This window comes from Pigmentiphaga sp. H8, assembly GCF_003854895.1.
Taxonomy (GTDB): Bacteria; Pseudomonadota; Gammaproteobacteria; order Burkholderiales; family Burkholderiaceae_B; genus Pigmentiphaga.
In genome coordinates, this window is the sequence record NZ_CP033966.1 from 1399862 (window position 1) to 1414349 (window position 14488).

The 14488-nt window shown below is 64.7% G+C and carries 16 protein-coding genes and 1 tRNA gene; 10 read left to right on the forward strand and 7 right to left on the reverse strand.

From position 1 onward, the window contains the following. Positions 1 to 108 precede the first annotated feature (108 nt). The 4 genes from yajC to EGT29_RS06670 form a co-directional block, all read right to left on the reverse strand. On the reverse strand, positions 109 to 456 hold the full coding sequence (yajC, locus tag EGT29_RS06655; protein ID WP_124688279.1) for a preprotein translocase subunit YajC: 348 nt from the start codon (positions 454 to 456) through the stop codon (positions 109 to 111). 164 nt (positions 457 to 620) lie between these two features. After that, positions 621 to 1754: a tRNA guanosine(34) transglycosylase Tgt gene (gene tgt, locus EGT29_RS06660; RefSeq protein WP_124688280.1), complete on the reverse strand. Its 1134-nt coding sequence runs from the start codon at positions 1752 to 1754 to the stop codon at positions 621 to 623. Beyond that, on the reverse strand, positions 1751 to 2776 hold the full coding sequence (queA, locus tag EGT29_RS06665; RefSeq protein WP_124688281.1) for a tRNA preQ1(34) S-adenosylmethionine ribosyltransferase-isomerase QueA: 1026 nt from the start codon (positions 2774 to 2776) through the stop codon (positions 1751 to 1753). The genes tgt and queA overlap by 4 nt, the downstream gene beginning before the upstream one ends. A gap of 94 nt (positions 2777 to 2870) precedes the next feature. Further along, entirely contained in the window at positions 2871 to 3818 is a 948-nt protein-coding gene (locus tag EGT29_RS06670) for a LysR family transcriptional regulator (RefSeq protein ID WP_124688282.1), read from the reverse strand. Between the two features lie 168 nt (positions 3819 to 3986). Here EGT29_RS06670 and EGT29_RS06675 point away from each other — a divergent pair, with 168 nt between their 5' ends. From EGT29_RS06675 to EGT29_RS06705, 7 genes are read left to right on the forward strand one after another with little or no spacing between them, the layout of a single operon-like run. Next, positions 3987 to 4394: a RidA family protein gene (locus EGT29_RS06675; RefSeq protein WP_124688283.1), complete on the forward strand. Its 408-nt coding sequence runs from the start codon at positions 3987 to 3989 to the stop codon at positions 4392 to 4394. After that, positions 4391 to 5224: an alpha/beta fold hydrolase gene (locus tag EGT29_RS06680; protein WP_124688284.1), complete on the forward strand. Its 834-nt coding sequence runs from the start codon at positions 4391 to 4393 to the stop codon at positions 5222 to 5224. The genes EGT29_RS06675 and EGT29_RS06680 overlap by 4 nt, the downstream gene beginning before the upstream one ends. After that, a complete protein-coding gene (locus EGT29_RS06685) occupies positions 5217 to 6569 on the forward strand; it encodes an amidohydrolase family protein (RefSeq protein ID WP_124688285.1) in 1353 nt (450 codons plus the stop codon). Before EGT29_RS06680 ends, EGT29_RS06685 begins: the two co-directional genes overlap by 8 nt. 29 nt (positions 6570 to 6598) lie before the next feature. Continuing rightward, positions 6599 to 7879 (forward strand): aromatic ring-hydroxylating dioxygenase subunit alpha, encoded by a 1281-nt coding sequence (locus EGT29_RS06690; RefSeq protein ID WP_124688286.1) that lies wholly within the window; start codon positions 6599 to 6601, stop codon positions 7877 to 7879. Positions 7880 to 7897: 18 nt separating this feature from the next. Continuing rightward, positions 7898 to 8410 carry an aromatic-ring-hydroxylating dioxygenase subunit beta gene (locus tag EGT29_RS06695; RefSeq protein WP_124688287.1) on the forward strand — a complete coding sequence of 171 codons (513 nt, stop codon included), beginning with the start codon at positions 7898 to 7900 and terminating at the stop codon, positions 8408 to 8410. Positions 8411 to 8447: 37 nt separating this feature from the next. Then, positions 8448 to 9425, forward strand: a complete 978-nt coding sequence (locus EGT29_RS06700; RefSeq protein ID WP_124688288.1) for a tripartite tricarboxylate transporter substrate binding protein — start codon at positions 8448 to 8450, stop codon at positions 9423 to 9425. 23 nt (positions 9426 to 9448) lie between these two features. Then, entirely contained in the window at positions 9449 to 10297 is an 849-nt protein-coding gene (locus tag EGT29_RS06705) for a fumarylacetoacetate hydrolase family protein (protein WP_124688289.1), read from the forward strand. A 36-nt stretch (positions 10298 to 10333) separates the two neighbouring features. On the opposite strand, the gene EGT29_RS06710 is transcribed toward EGT29_RS06705, so the two are convergent. After that, entirely contained in the window at positions 10334 to 10615 is a 282-nt protein-coding gene (locus tag EGT29_RS06710; protein ID WP_124688290.1) for a peptidylprolyl isomerase, read from the reverse strand. 93 nt (positions 10616 to 10708) lie between these two features. Here EGT29_RS06710 and EGT29_RS06715 point away from each other — a divergent pair. The 3 genes from EGT29_RS06715 (at position 10709) to EGT29_RS06725 (ending at position 13491) form a co-directional block, all read left to right on the forward strand. After that, a tRNA-Leu gene (locus EGT29_RS06715) sits at positions 10709 to 10793 on the forward strand. Between the two features lie 191 nt (positions 10794 to 10984). After that, positions 10985 to 11305, forward strand: coding sequence for a nucleotide pyrophosphohydrolase (locus EGT29_RS06720; RefSeq protein WP_124688291.1), 321 nt, complete (start codon positions 10985 to 10987; stop codon positions 11303 to 11305). Next, positions 11302 to 13491 (forward strand): DNA/RNA helicase domain-containing protein, encoded by a 2190-nt coding sequence (locus tag EGT29_RS06725; protein ID WP_124688292.1) that lies wholly within the window; start codon positions 11302 to 11304, stop codon positions 13489 to 13491. The genes EGT29_RS06720 and EGT29_RS06725 overlap by 4 nt, the downstream gene beginning before the upstream one ends. A gap of 315 nt (positions 13492 to 13806) precedes the next feature. Here the strand turns inward: EGT29_RS06725 and EGT29_RS06730 are convergent, their stop codons facing one another. Both EGT29_RS06730 and EGT29_RS06735 read right to left on the reverse strand, forming a co-directional pair. After that, a complete protein-coding gene (locus EGT29_RS06730; protein WP_192901799.1) occupies positions 13807 to 14235 on the reverse strand; it encodes a type II toxin-antitoxin system VapC family toxin in 429 nt (142 codons plus the stop codon). After that, positions 14232 to 14486 carry a type II toxin-antitoxin system Phd/YefM family antitoxin gene (locus EGT29_RS06735; protein WP_124688293.1) on the reverse strand — a complete coding sequence of 85 codons (255 nt, stop codon included), beginning with the start codon at positions 14484 to 14486 and terminating at the stop codon, positions 14232 to 14234. Before EGT29_RS06735 ends, EGT29_RS06730 begins: the two co-directional genes overlap by 4 nt. Between the last annotated feature and the right edge of the window lie 2 nt (positions 14487 to 14488).

Consider the following 14488-nt stretch of genomic DNA (forward strand, 5'->3'; position numbering starts at 1 on the left):
GCCCGCGGCGGGCCCGGCCGCAGAACGCGAAAAAGGGGCGGCGCCTGGCGCCAGCCCCCGGCAGAAGCATCGAATGCCGCCCGGGCGGCATGGATGCGAGCGCCTGGCTTACAGAGCCTTGATGGTGCCCTTGGGCAGGACGGTCTGGACCGCGGTCTTCTGGACCAGGACTTCCACCGCCTTGTCGCCTTCGCGCGAGATTTCCACCGAGACGTAGGTGTCGTTGACCTGGACGACCTTGCCCAGGATGCCGCCGGCGGTGACGACTTCGTCGCCCTTGGCCAGGGCGGCGACCATGTTCTTGTGCTCCTTCTGGCGCTTCATCTGAGGACGGATCATCAGGAAATAGAGGATCACGAACATCAGGACGATGGGCAGCATCCCCATCAGGGCGCCTTCGCCTCCGGCCGCAGGAGCTTGCGCCAGGACATTGGCGAGCGCGTTGGATGTCAGCATTTCTTCTCCAGAATCAATGACTTGCGTCGAAAATAACTCAAAATTGTAGCCCAGCCCGCCCAGGGCGGAACCGGGCCTCTTTTAGGGATAACCCAGGCCGACCGCCGTGCTGACCAGTGGCCGCGAGCACCTGGTTGGCCACGGCGGGGCCGGGAGGTGGCATTCTAGACGCCACGCGCCCGGTTGGCGGCGAATTCCGCGCGCCAGGCCGCGAAAACGCCGCCGGCGATGGCGTCGCGCATTTCCTGCATCAGCTGCAGGTAATAGTGGAGGTTGTGGATCGTGTTGAGCCGCGCCCCCAGGATCTCGTTCGACCTGAACAGGTGGTGCAGGTAGGACCGGGAAAAGTTCTGACACGTATAGCAGCCGCAGGTTTCATCCAGCGGACGGGTGTCGTCCCGGTAGCGCGCGTTGCGGATCTTGACGTCGCCGTAGCGGGTGAACAGCCAGCCGTTGCGGGCGTTGCGCGTGGGCATCACGCAATCGAACATGTCCACGCCGGCGGCCACGCCGTCCACCAGGTCCTCGGGCGTTCCGACGCCCATCAGGTAGCGGGGGGCGTCCTGCGGCAGCCGGGGCGCCACGTGGGCCAGGATGCGCAGCATGTCTTCCTTGGGCTCGCCCACCGACAGGCCGCCGATCGCGTAGCCGTGGAAGCCGATGTCCTGGAGGCCCGCCAGCGATTCGTCGCGCAGGCTTTCGTACATCCCGCCCTGGACGATGCCGAACAGCGCGTTGGGGTTCTCCAGCGCCTCGAACTCGTTGCGCGAGCGGCGCGCCCAGCGCAGCGACATCCGCATCGAGGTGGCCGCCTCGTCCACGGTGGCCGGCCGGCCGTCGATGGCGTAGGGCGTGCATTCGTCGAACACCATCGCGATGTCCGAATTCAGGCTGCGCTGGATGCGCATCGATTCCTCGGGCGTCAGCATCAGCCGCGCGCCGTCGATGGGCGAGGCGAAGCGCACCCCTTCCTCCGTGATCTTGCGCAGACCCTCCAGGCTGAACACCTGGAAGCCGCCCGAATCCGTCAGGATGGGTTTGTGCCATTGCATGAAGCCGTGCAGGCCTCCGTGGGCGTCGATGATCTGCGTGCCCGGCCGCAGCCAGAGATGGAAGGTGTTGCCCAGCACGATCTGCGCGCCCACCTCGTCCAGCTCGTAGGGCGCCATGGCCTTGACCGTGCCATAGGTGCCCACCGGCATGAAAATGGGCGTCTCGACCACGCCATGGTTCAGCGTCACGCGCCCGCGGCGCGCCTGGCCCTCGGTGGCCAGGAGTTCGAATTTGAGTCCGTTCATCGTTCTATAAACATCGCGTCGCCGTAGCTGAAGAAACGGTAGCGCTGGGCCACGGCGTGGGCGTAGGCGCGACGGATGGGGACCATGCCCGCGAACGCCGAGATCAGCATCATCAGCGTCGACTTGGGCAGGTGGAAATTGGTGACCAGCGCGTCCACCGCCCGGAACTCGTAGCCGGGCGTGATGAACAGGCGCGTGTCGCCGCGCGTCTCGCGCAGCGGCCAGTGAGTGGCGGCGGCCGATTCCAGGGCCCGCACGCTGGTCGTGCCCACGGCGACCACCCGGCCGCCGGCGGCGCGGGCCTGCGCGATGGCGTCCACGGTGGCCTGGGGCAGCGTATAGAGTTCGCTGTGCATCACGTGCTCGGACAGATTGTCCACCCGCACAGGCAGGAAGGTGCCGGCGCCCACGTGCAGCGTCACGAAGGCGGTGCGCACGCCCTGGGCGCGCAGCGTCGCCAGCAGGGCATCGTCGAAGTGCAGCCCCGCTGTGGGGGCGGCCACCGCGCCGGGTTCCCGGGCGTAGACCGTCTGATAGCGGGCGTCGTCGCCGGTGTCCGGCGTGTGCGTGATGTAGGGCGGCAGCGGCGTCTGGCCGTGCTCGGCCAGCAGCTCCAGCACCGGGCCGGGGAAGCGCAGATCGAACAGGTCGCCCTCGCGGCCCAGCATGGCCACGTCGAAGGCGCCCGCCAGGCGGATCGTCGCGCCGGCCTTGGGCGACTTGCTGGCGCGCAGGTGCACCAGCGCCCGGTCGGGCTCGGTAATGCGTTCGACCAGCACCTCCACCTTGCCGCCGCTGCTTTTTTCGCCGAAGAGGCGCGCCTTGATCACCCGCGTGTCATTGAAGACCAGCAGATCGTTCGGGCGCAGCAGGCCGGGCAGATCGGCAAACCGGCGGTCGTGCAGCCCGCCTTGCGCGTCCAGGTGAAGGAGGCGGCTGGCGGTGCGGTCGGCGGCGGGGGTCTGGGCGATCAGCTCGGGCGGAAGTTCGTAATCGAAATCGTCGAGAGTGAGATCTGGCACGGGTAAGACAGGATAGGGAAAGCGCACGGCAACCCACCATCATAGCCTGGAATGGGCGCCTACCCGGACGGCTGCCCGGCCGCCCGCCGCCGGTTCAGGCCGTCCGCGCTTCCTGCTCGAGCCAGTCCCGGAACAGCCTGACGACCTCGCGCTTGGAGGCCGGTTCGTTGCTGACGATGTGGTAGCTGGACGCCAGCCGGACCTCCAGCGGGAAGGGCGCCACCAGCCGGCCGGTCGCCAGGTCCAGGCGGGCGAGTTCCTTGGTCGTCGCGACCACGCCCTTGCAGGCGACGGCCGCTTCCATGGCGGGAATCGAGTGCCAGAAGTGAGGGCCGCGCGAGGTGTCTATGCCCGTCACGCCCGCCTTTTCCAGCCACATGTCCCAGAACGACGGCCCTTCGTACAGCACGCCGCGATCGTCGTGGAGCAGCACGTGGCGGCGCAGATCGTCGGGCTCGCGCAAGGGATTGTCGCCTTCGAGCAGGGCGGGGCTGCACAGCGGGGTGATGGTCAGCGGCATCAACTGGTCGACCCGCATGCCCGGGTAGCCGCCGTTGCCGAACACGACCAGGACGTCGACCTCGTCCACCCAGCCCATCACGCTGGCGACGTCCCCCCGCGGCCCGCGCGGCAGGCGCGAGAACTGCCGCACCCGGGTGGAGACGCGCACGTCGATGTCGGGGCACGCGGTCACGAAGCGGTGCAGGCGCGGCATCAGCCAGTTGGAAATGAAGGAGGGGGGCGCGCCGACCTCGAGCACGTCGGCGCCGCGATGGTCGCGCAGCCGTCCGACTGCCTGGCGCAGGCAGTCGAAGCCTTCTTCCAGCTTGGGAAAGAAGATCTCGGCGCTGGCGGTCAACTCGATGCCGCGATGGACGCGGCGGAAAAGGCGCACGCCCAGCATGTCCTCCAGGATCTGGATCTGGTGGCTGACGGCGGCCGGCGTGACGTTCAGTTCCTCGGCGGCCTTCTTCAGGCTGCGGTGGCGGGCGGCCGATTCGAAGGCCCGGAGCGCGGTCAGCGGGGGCAGCGGGTGGCTCATGCTTTCAGATTAGTTTTTCTAACTTAATGCAGGAAGAGAATTCGTGTGACAGGCCACAGGGGCATACCTATAGTAGTCCGGAAATCAGAGCGGTTTATCTCGCATCAAGAAGATCCCAGGGATGCATCAATTTAATGCGTCTAATCTGAAAACCACCCAGGACACGCCATGCCCGACATCCAGATCCTCAACCCCGCTGGCCTTGGTACCCCGCTTGCCCAGTATTCCCAGGTGGCCCGCGTCAAGGCCTCGGAATTCGTCTTCATCGCGGGGCAGGTGGCGACAGACCCGCATGGGAACACCGTCGGCGCGGGCGACTTCGATGCCCAGTGCGTCCAGGTCTTCCGCAACATCGACATCGCGTTGAAGGAAGTGGGCGCCACCTGGCAGAACGTGTTGCAGTTCACGACCTATCTGGTGCATTCGCAGGACATCCCCCGGCTGGGCGCCTACCGCGAGCGTGCCTTTCCGGGCATGTTCGGCACCCGCGCCTATCCGACCAACACCTTGCTGATGATCGATCGCCTGGTGCGCGAGGATCTGCTGCTCGAAGTGCAGGCGATCGCGGCGCTATGAGCTCCTGTTTGCGCGAAGGCGGGTTCGAGCTGGACGGCATCCCCGTCCGCTACGTGGAAGGCGGCGCGGGCCTGCCGCTGCTGTTGCTGCACGGCTCGGGCGCCGGCGCGTCCAGCCACGGCAACTGGCAGCGCGTACTGCCGCGGCTGGCCGAACGGCACCACGTGCACGCGATGGACCTGATCGGCTTCGGCCGGTCGGGCGCCAAGCCCGCCGGGCCGCATTTCGACTATGCCCTGTGGCTGCGCCAGTGCCGCGAAATGATCGCGCGCATGCCGGGAGGGCGGATAGGCGTGATCGGACATTCCCTGTCCGGCACCCTGGCCCTGCGGCTGGCGGCCTGCGAGCCGCGCGTGGCGCGCGTGATGACGACGGCGACCATGGGCGCGTCGTTCGCCGCCAATCCCGCCACGGAAACCGCCTGGAGCTTTCCCCGGGACCGCGAGGCGCTGAAGCGGGCCTCGCGCCTGCTGGTCCATGATCCGGCGCTGATCGACGAGGCCTATCTGGACGGCCGCGAGCGCATCCTGCGCGAGGGCGACCACGGCCGGCGTTTCGAACAGATGTTCGCGGGCGACAAGCAGCGCTTCATCGATGACGTCGCGCTGACGGCGGACGAGCTGGCCGCCATCGGGTGCGAGGTGCTGATGCTGCATGGCCGTGACGACCGCGGTTTCCCCGCCGATGCCCTGACATTGCCGATGTCGCGATCCATCGCCCGGGCCGACGTGCACCTGCTGAGCCGCTGCGGCCACTCGGTCGCCTTCGAGTGGCCGGAGAAGTTCCTGGCGCTGGCCGTGCCGTTCTTCGCCGAGGTGGAGCATGGGTGAACCCGCCTACATCCTGAAGGGCAAGGTGATCGATGGCACGCTGGATGCCCCGATCGCGCATGGCGCGGTCGTGACGCAGGGCGAGGCGATCGCGTGGGTGGGCGAGGCGGCGGCATTGCCGCCGCGCTACGCGCAGGCCGGCGCCCAGGTGGTCGACCTGCCCGGCCGCAGCATCCTGCCCGGCCTGATCGACGGGCATATCCACATCTCGTTCGGCGAGGCGCGCTCGGAAGAGGAACTGGCGCTGTACACACCGGTGGAGTTCCGGACCCTGAAGGCGGTGTGGAATGCGAAGAAGGTGCTGCAGGCAGGCGTGACGAGCGCCTTCGATGCCGCCACCACATTCAACATCGCGCAGTCGGTGCGCGACGCGATCGATAGCGGCATGTTCGAGGGGCCGCGCCTTGCGGTGTCGGGCCGGCAACTGACTTCCCACCAGGGGCTGGAGGATTCCTTCCCCAACTGGATGGAGTTTCCGCCGGGGCAGGCGGGGGTGCTGATCCGCAGCCGCGACGAACTGGTCGAACAGATCCGCTACCAGGTCAAGGACGGCGTCGATGCCATCAAGGTGTCGGGATCGAACGACTCCTTCATCACCCCCGATTCGCTGGACGGCTCGGCCTTCACCTATGAGGAATACCGGATCGTGGCCGACGAGGCCCACCGGCTGGGCCGCATGTGCACGGTGCACGCCCGGTCCCGCGATGCCGTGGCCGATGCCGCGCGCGCCGGTTTCGACGTGATCTTCCATGCGTCCTTCATCGACGACGAAGGCATAGACCTGTGCCTGCGCAACGGCTGCGTGATCGTGCCGACGCTGCCCTTGCTGGTCAACGCGATCGAGGCCACGGGTGGGTCGGCCAATCCGGCCAACGCCGGATTCCAGCGCGAGGTCGACGCGGCGCTGACCAATCTGGCACGCGCCAGCCGTGCCGGCGTTCCGCTGGTGCCCGGGTCGGAAAGCGGCTGGTCGCCGGTGCCCTACGGCCAATGGCACGCCCGCGAGATGCAGATATTCGTCGACGACCTGGGCCTGTCGCCCGGGCAGGCGCTGCATGCGGGCACACTGGGCGCCACGCGGCTGTTCCGCCGTTTCGGCGACCGGGTCGGCAAGCTCGAGGCCGGACGCTATGCCGATCTGATCGTGGTCGACGGCGATCCGCTGGCCGACATCGGGCTGCTGCAGAAGCCGTCGCGCTTCGACCTCATCCTGAAGGCCGGCCGCCCGGTGGACCGCACGCCGCCCGCGCCGCGCAGGCCCATGCACTACGAACGGCACAAGATGTTTCTCAACGGCATTTTCCACTACGACCAGGATGCCGGCCACGGCGTCCTGCGGCGCTGACCTTTCTTCATTCTTCAGCAGGAAACTCGATGACGTACAGCAAAGAGCAACTCGCCGGCCTGGTCCAGGCGGATCGCGTGCACCGGGCCTACTACACCGATCCGGCCGTGTTCGAGGCCGAGATGGCCAAGGTGTTCGGCAAAGTGTGGGTCTATGTGGGCCACGACAGCCTGGTGCCCAATCCGGGCGACTACTACTGCACGACGCTGGCCGGCCAACCGGTGGTGCTGAGCCGCCACGAGAGCGGTTCGGTGCACGTGCTGTACAACCGCTGCGGCCATCGCGGCGCCAAGGTGTTGTCCCGCACGCGCGGCAACGCGCGCGTGTTTTCGTGCATGTATCACGGCTGGGCGTTCCGTCCCAACGGCGAGCTGGCGGGCGTGCCGATGCGCGCCGACTTTCCCGAGGATGCGCTGCGCGAGCCGCGCGCCGGCATGGAATCGTTGCCACGCGTCGACAGCTATCGCGGCTTCGTGTTCGCCTCGCTCGATCCCGCCGTGATGCCGCTGCTCGATTTCCTGGGCGAGGCGCGCAAGGGCATCGACGAACTGGTCGACCGTGCGCCCGAAGGGCGGGTCGAGTTCGCGGCCGGCTGCCATCGCTACCACTTCCGCGGCAACTGGAAGCTGCAGATGGACAACATGGCCGACACCTACCATCCCGCAGCGGCCCACGGTTCGACCGTCGGTCCGGACGGCCGCCAGTTCCAGCGGCGCGCCGGCGCGCAGGGCGGTGCGGCCCTGTTCTTCGCGCCCAATGGCGAAGCGGTGGTGTCGCAGCTGGGCGTGAGCGGCTTCCCGCACGGCCACAGCTCGGAACAATCGCTGTTCGACAAGGAACAGGCCGGCGGCGTCTGGGACGACTACCGCGCCCTGATGGTCGCGCGCTACGGCCAGGAGCGCACCGCCGACATCCTGAAGAATCGCCGGCACAGCCTGACGCTGTTCCCGACGCTGGACATCCTGATCGCCCAGACCTCGGTGCGCGTGGTCAAGCCGATCGCGGTGGACCTGACCGAAGTCGAGATCTGGCCGGTCAGGCTGGCGGGCGCGCCGGCCGTGATCTCGGACGACCTGGTCAAGTACGTCAACATGACCCATTCCGCGTCGTCGTTCATCCAGACCGACGACCTCGAGGCCTTCGAGCGCTGCCAGGAAGGGCTGAAGGCGCAGGGCAGCGACTGGGTGCTGGTCGCGCGCGGCATGGGCACCGAAGTCGACCAAGGCGACGGGGTGCTGTTCGGCGCGCGTTCGAGCGAGGTCGGCCAGCGCGCCAAGCACTATGCCTGGCGCGATCTGATGAGCGCCTGATTCCACCAGAGAGCAACCATGAACACGCTTGCAAGACTCACCCCTGCCGGCCATGCCGCACCGTCCCTGGACACCCTGCGCGACTTCGTCGAACACGAGGCCGACCTGCTCGACAACCGCCGCTTCGACGACTGGCTGGACCTGTACAGCGACGATGCCGTGTATTGGGTGCCGGCCTCGCAGGACCAGGCCGACTGGATCAGCCACGTGTCGCTCTACTATGACGAGAAACACACCATGAAGACGCGTGTGGCGCGGCTCAAGCACCCGATGATCCATTGCCAGGACCCGCCTTCCACGACGGTGCGCGTGCTGTCGAACTTCGGTCTGGAAACTGCCGACGGCGACCGTTTCCGCGTCCGCAGCAAGTTCATCATGCTGGAGGACCGGCCCGGCGCCGACCGCCGCGTGTACGGCGGACGCTATCTGCATACGCTGCGTCTGGACGGCACGCATATGAAGATCGTCCAGAAGTGTGTCCGGCTCACCAACTGCGACCAGAGCTTTCCGCAACTGACCCAGCCGTTCTGAGGACGCGCACCGGCGCTCTTCCCCCTGGAGGTCCACGATGAAATCCATGCTGCGCATCGGCCGCCTGCTGGCCTGTATGTCGGTCCTGGCGTCCGCGGCTCCCGCGGCGCAGGCCGACGATTACCCGACCCGCCCCGTGCGGATGATCGTGCCGTATGCGCCGGGCGGCGCGCCCGACGTGCTGGCGCGTTCGCTGGCGCCCGGCCTGTCGGAATTCTTCAAGCAACAGTTCGTGATCGAGAACCGGCCCGGCGCGGGCGGCATCGGCGCGGCCGAAAGCGTGGTCCGGGCCGCCCCGGACGGCCAGGTACTGTTCTTTTCCGACATCCAGCAGCTCGCGATCAATCCCTACCTGTTCGCGAAGCTGCCCTATGCCGCCGACAAGGACTTCACGCCCGTGACCCTGGCCGCGACCATTCCGCTGTACATCGCCGTGCAGTCGTCGCTGAACGTGCACAATATGGCCGAGCTCGTCGCCCTGGCCAAGGCCAGGCCGGGGGCGTTGACCTACGGTTCGTCGGGCATAGGCAGCATCCACCACATCGCCATGGAGTCGATGCTGCACGGCCTCGGCATCAACGTCGTGCACGTGCCGTACAAGGGGTCGGGCCAGTCGGTGCCCGCCTTCATGGGCGGCGAGACGTCCATGGTGATCGCCGCCTATCCGGCGCTGGAGCAATACGTCAGGACCGGCAAGGCACGATTCATCGCCGTCACCACCCTCGAACGCCCGGCCATGACGCCCGACATCCCGGCCGTGTCCGAGACCGTGCCCGGCTACGACTTCAGTTCCGAGATGGGCATCGTGGTGCCGGCCGGCACGCCGCAGACCGTGGTACAGCGGCTTTCGGCCGCGGTGGCGCGGGCGCTCAAACAGCCCGATACCGTCGTCCGCCTGAAGGCCATGGGCGCCACGGCCATCGCCAGCAGCCCCGACGGCTATGCCGCCAACATCCGCAACAACCTGGACAAGTTCGGCAAAGCGGTCAAGCTGGCCGACATCACGCCCAACTGAACCCGTCCATACGGAGCGTTTCCTTGAAGCTACTCAGATACGGCCCGCCGGGCCTGGAGCGGCCCGGCCTGCTCGATGCCGCCGGCGCGATCCGCGACCTGTCCGGCCTCCTGACCGACATCGGTCCCGACACCCTGTCGCCGGACACGCTGCAAGCGCTGGCCGCGCTCGACCCCCGGCGCCTGCCCGTGGTGGACGGCGCGCCGCGCCTGGGCACGCCCTGGCGCGGCATCGGCAAGTTCGTCGCGGTCGGCCTGAACTACGGGCGCCATGCGGCCGAGGCCGGCATGGCCATTCCGGCCGAACCCACGCTGTTCTGCAAATGGACCAGCTGCATCTCGGGCCCGGATGACGACATCGTCATTCCGCCCGGCTGCGCCCGGGTCGACTGGGAAGTGGAACTGGGCATCGTCATCGGCAGCCGCGCGCGGGCCGTCGACGAGGCCGATGCCCTGCGCCACGTGGCCGGCTACTGCCTGGCCAACGACGTGTCCGAACGCGAATACCAGATCGACCGCGGCGGCGGCCAGTGGGGCAAAGGCAAGGGCTTCGACAGCTTCGGCCCGCTGGGGCCCTACCTGGTCACGGCGGACGAAGTGCCCGACCCGCAGGACCTGGAGCTGTGGCTGGAACTCAATGGCGAGCGCCGGCAGACAGGGCATACCGGCGACATGATCTTTTCCTGCGCCCGCCTGGTCAGCGAGTGCAGCCGCGTGATGACGCTCGAACCTGGAGACGTCATCATCACCGGCACCCCGGCCGGAGTGGGGATGGGGGCCCGCCCGCCGCGCTACCTGGAAGCGGGTGACGTGGTCACGCTGGGCGGCGGCGTGCTGGGGTCCCAGACACAACGGGTCGTTGCGGCGGGCTGAGGGGCGGACCCCCAGCGTGGCCGCGGGCGGGGCGGATCAGTCCTGGCGGCTGGTCACTTCCACCAGGTGATAGCCGAACTGGGTCTTGACGGGGCCCTGGACGACGTTGACGGGGGCGCTGAACACCACCCTGTCGAATTCCGGCACCATCTGGCCGGGGCCGAAGGTGCCCAGATCGCCGCCCTGGGCGCGCGAGGGGCAGCTGGAGTGCTCGCGCGCGACCTGCGCGAAATCGGCGCCGCCTTCGATGGCGGCTTTCAGTTCGTTGCACTGGGCCTCGGTGGAGACCAGGATGTGGCGGGCGCTTGCATGGGCCATGATTTGCTCCTTGGTAAGAGGAAGCAGAGTACCGCAAATTACGGGTATAATTTGCGGCTCCCTTCCTTTCGGCCCTTCGCGCCGGAAGAACCTGCCCGAGTGGTGAAATTGGTAGACGCAGGGGACTCAAAATCCCCCGCCGCAAGGCGTGCCGGTTCGATTCCGGCCTCGGGCACCATCACAAAAACTTCTGGCGTTTAGCGCGATTCAGCCGTCATTTGAAAGACGGGCTAGTCGACTTCGCCCCATGCATTCAGACAAAGTCACGCTGGCCGAGCGGGAATACGCACTGCATCTGAACGCGAGGGTGCAACTCGCTACCGAGCGGTCTATCATTCATTCCAGCAATCTCACGGGGAAAGGCAGGAAATGGAACAGGTTATTCAGCGGTTGCGTCAGTTCCGCGACGAGCGAAACTGGCAGCAATTCCACAATCCCAAAGACTTGGCCTTGGCGCTCAGTATCGAGGCCAGCGAACTTCTGGAGGTTTTCCTATGGAAACCCCCTGAAGCCGCCGATCGCGAAAAGGTGAAAGAAGAGCTTGCCGATGTCTTGGCCTACGCGCTGCTGCTGTCCGACGCGTACGACTTCGACATAAAGAAAATCGTCCTGGAGAAGATCGAAAGGAACGAACAAAAGTACCCCGTACACAAGGCAAAGGGAACCGCGAAGAAATACAACGAGCTATGACCCGGCAGCACCTTGTCGAAGTGAAGCGCTATCGGTTTTCCCCAGAAACGCTGGCGGAAATCGAGACCAATGCATACGCAGCGAACAACTGGCCGCTTGTTTATATTCTCAGCGATGGAACGACACGCTGCGCCTATGTCGGCGAGACGACGGACACGCTGGCTCGCCTTGGTACGCATCTCAAGCACCCTCGGAAGCGATCGTTGACGACGGTACACCTCGTCAGCAGTGAACGCTTCAACAAGTCGGCGACTCTCGATATAGAGTCGTCCCTTATAAAGTACATGTCAGCCGACGGTCGTTTCAGCATGTTGAACGGCAACCTCGGCCTGAGCGACCACAACTATTATCAGAGGGATGCGCTCTATTCCAGGATATTTCGCGAGGCCTGGGACAGGCTGCGCGAGTACGGAATCGCCCAAAGGTCAATCGAGGCCATCGACAATTCCGATGTTTTCAAATACTCGCCCTACAAATCTCTGTCGGCCGACCAACAGCAAGGCCTGATCGAGATAATGCGGTCGCTGGTCGACCCCGGGTTCAAACATATCGTGGTTCAGGGGGGTGCCGGAACCGGAAAGTCGGTATTGGCGATATTTCTATTCAAGCTCATTCATTCCGATCTTGATGAACTGGATCTGCGCGAATTTTCCGAGGAAGAGAAAGAAGTTCGGGACCTGCTGGGGCAAATCAAACAATCGCTTCCACACCCGCGCATGGCCCTGGTAGTCCCTATGAGCTCGTTTAGGAGCACGCTGAAGAAGGCGTTCCGGAACGTTGCAGGCCTGCGTCCCGATATGGTCATCAGCCCTTCCGAGCTGACGAAGCAACGCTACGACATCGTCTTGGTCGATGAATCACATCGCCTGCGCAAGCGCGTCAATCTGGGAGCCTATTTCGGTGGCTTCGACGCGGCCTGCGCAGCGCTTGGACTGGACAAGGATAGGTGCAGCGAGGTGGATTGGGTTACGCGCCAGTCGGATAAAGCAGTCTTCTTCTACGACCCGTACCAAAGCATCAAACCATCCGATGCCAACGCATCCGACTTCGATGACATCAAGTCTTCGCCGGGCAGCACGGTCATAACTCTGGCATCCCAGTTCCGCGTACGCGCCGGGCGGCACTACGTGCAGTTTGTCGATGATCTACTGCACATGCGGCTTTCGGCTGACGAGAAGTTCAGTTCCGGCAAGTACGAGTTTTTGGTTTTCGACGCACTCTCCGACATGGTAAAGGAGATAACGCAGAGAAACTCCAGCTACGGTTTGGCGCGACTGGTGGCTGGTTACTCCTGGCCCTGGATTTCCAGGAAGTCCCCCGATCTACATGACATCGAAATCGGTGACGTGCGGCTGCGGTGGAACAGCACGACCGTGGATTGGATCAACGCGGAAGGCGCTGCGGGTGAGGTGGGCTGCATTCACACCACCCAAGGCTATGACCTGAACTACACCGGCGTAATCTTCGGCCACGAAATCCGCTACGACGAAGAACTGGACCAGATTGTCATTGACCGCAACAACTATCATGACCGGAACGGAAAGCAGACCATCGAAGATCCGAATGAACTCAAGCAGTACATACTGAACATCTATCGGACCATCATGCTGCGAGGCATACGCGGCACGTTTCTCTATGCGTGCGACGACAGCTTGAGGCGCTATCTGAAGCGGCATGTGGAGAGCCACAAATCCAACGTCATCGCGTTCGCTGCGCCTGGCAAGCCTTTGGAACCTTACGTCAACGCAGTCCCGCTCTATGACTTGCGAGCGGCAGCGGGTGGTTTCAGCGCGCTCCAACACGTCGAGCATGAAAACTGGGTAGCGGTCCCCGATGGCATGCCCGTGGGGAGGAATATATTTGCCTGCCATGTCGTCGGAGAATCCATGAACAAGATCATCCCCGACGGCGCCATCTGCCTGTTTCGCTTGAACCCAGGCGGCAGCCGAAATGGAAAAATCGTGCTAGTGGAATGTGCCGATACGCAGGATGGCGACGCTGGTTCGCGATATACGGTGAAGGAATATCAGAGCTTCAAGGTGCGTACCGAAGATGGGGCCGAGAATCAACAGATCCTATTGAAACCGCGATCTACCAATCCAGAGTTGACCCCAATTGAGCTCAGCAAGGAAGACGACGAACATCGCTATCGAGTGGTGGGCGAGTTTTTGGGAGTGATCAACTAGCAACGTCTGTGCGCAAATGCCGCCGGACTGATGGGCAGAGGCCATCGGTGGGCCGAGATAGAAGGTTCCTTTGTCGTTGGATAGGACTGGCTTGTACTCACCGGCTTTGAGGCGCTCTGTCCAAAGGACACCGACGCCGCGTTTTATCTTGTACTCAACCTCCTGCGGAAGGATGTAGCCCTTCGTGATGGAAGGGGGCGCAACTAGGTTGCGGTCAATTCCCCCAGGCATGGGGGGGCATCGCACATCCACCAACAAGAGATGCAGCGGAAAGGGCCAGTGAGCCAATAACTCTCGCGTACAACCTTCGGTCTTTCACTGCATCGCCTCCCACGGATTGAGGATAGCGACTCCCGTAGGCGCGAAATCGGTCACATTGCGAGTGACGATCGTCATTCCATGGACAAGGGCCGTTGCTGCGATGAGCGCGTCACGTTCGCCGCGTTTGTCGGGGATGTGCAGCCGGGCGCAACGTTGCGCCACGGCCGTATCGATTGGCAATGTTCGCCCCGAGAACTCCGGCAACACGTGTTGCTCCAGCCACGAGCGCAGCATGGCTCCCTGAGTGGCGTCTTTGCGTTCAATCGACAACACGCCAAGCTCCAGCTCCATGATGGTGATGGCAGAAACGAAAAGCTCTGTGGCATCGACGCTTTCCGTCCATGCCGCCACGTTCGGGTCAGCTTTGCCAACCCGGACCTTTCGCAGTTCAGACACTACGTTGGTGTCGAGGATGAACATCATGAGAGATCAGCCGGTCGGGGACCGATGGTCACACGCGGCGGTTCAAATTCGATGTCCGCAACGTCCGGCATGGCCAGAGCATCGGCAATGTTGCGACGCTGCCTTGTCAGCCGCTGGTATTCCTCGATGCTCAACAGTACATGCGCAGGCTTGCCGCGATCCGTGATAAACACGGGACCATGCTTGGCTGCTTTCTTTGCGCGAGTAACGTCCTGGTTGAGCTCTCGGCTGGATAGGGTTGTGATGGTCATGG

Bases quoted from the DNA above. Each gene is read 5' to 3' on its own strand.
- yajC (WP_124688279.1), bottom strand. From the start codon at position 456: ATGCTGACATCCAACGCGCTCGCCAATGTCCTGGCGCAAGCTCCTGCG.
- tgt (WP_124688280.1), bottom strand. From the start codon at position 1,754: ATGAACGGACTCAAATTCGAACTCCTGGCCACCGAGGGCCAGGCGCGC.
- EGT29_RS06670 (WP_124688282.1), bottom strand. From the start codon at position 3,818: ATGAGCCACCCGCTGCCCCCGCTGACCGCGCTCCGGGCCTTCGAATCG.
- EGT29_RS06675 (WP_124688283.1), top strand. From the start codon at position 3,987: ATGCCCGACATCCAGATCCTCAACCCCGCTGGCCTTGGTACCCCGCTT.
- EGT29_RS06680 (WP_124688284.1), top strand. From the start codon at position 4,391: ATGAGCTCCTGTTTGCGCGAAGGCGGGTTCGAGCTGGACGGCATCCCC.
- EGT29_RS06685 (WP_124688285.1), top strand. From the start codon at position 5,217: ATGGGTGAACCCGCCTACATCCTGAAGGGCAAGGTGATCGATGGCACG.
- EGT29_RS06690 (WP_124688286.1), top strand. From the start codon at position 6,599: ATGACGTACAGCAAAGAGCAACTCGCCGGCCTGGTCCAGGCGGATCGC.
- EGT29_RS06695 (WP_124688287.1), top strand. From the start codon at position 7,898: ATGAACACGCTTGCAAGACTCACCCCTGCCGGCCATGCCGCACCGTCC.
- EGT29_RS06700 (WP_124688288.1), top strand. From the start codon at position 8,448: ATGAAATCCATGCTGCGCATCGGCCGCCTGCTGGCCTGTATGTCGGTC.
- EGT29_RS06710 (WP_124688290.1), bottom strand. From the start codon at position 10,615: ATGGCCCATGCAAGCGCCCGCCACATCCTGGTCTCCACCGAGGCCCAG.
- EGT29_RS06720 (WP_124688291.1), top strand. From the start codon at position 10,985: ATGGAACAGGTTATTCAGCGGTTGCGTCAGTTCCGCGACGAGCGAAAC.
- EGT29_RS06725 (WP_124688292.1), top strand. From the start codon at position 11,302: ATGACCCGGCAGCACCTTGTCGAAGTGAAGCGCTATCGGTTTTCCCCA.
- EGT29_RS06730 (WP_192901799.1), bottom strand. From the start codon at position 14,235: ATGATGTTCATCCTCGACACCAACGTAGTGTCTGAACTGCGAAAGGTC.
- EGT29_RS06735 (WP_124688293.1), bottom strand. From the start codon at position 14,486: ATGACCATCACAACCCTATCCAGCCGAGAGCTCAACCAGGACGTTACT.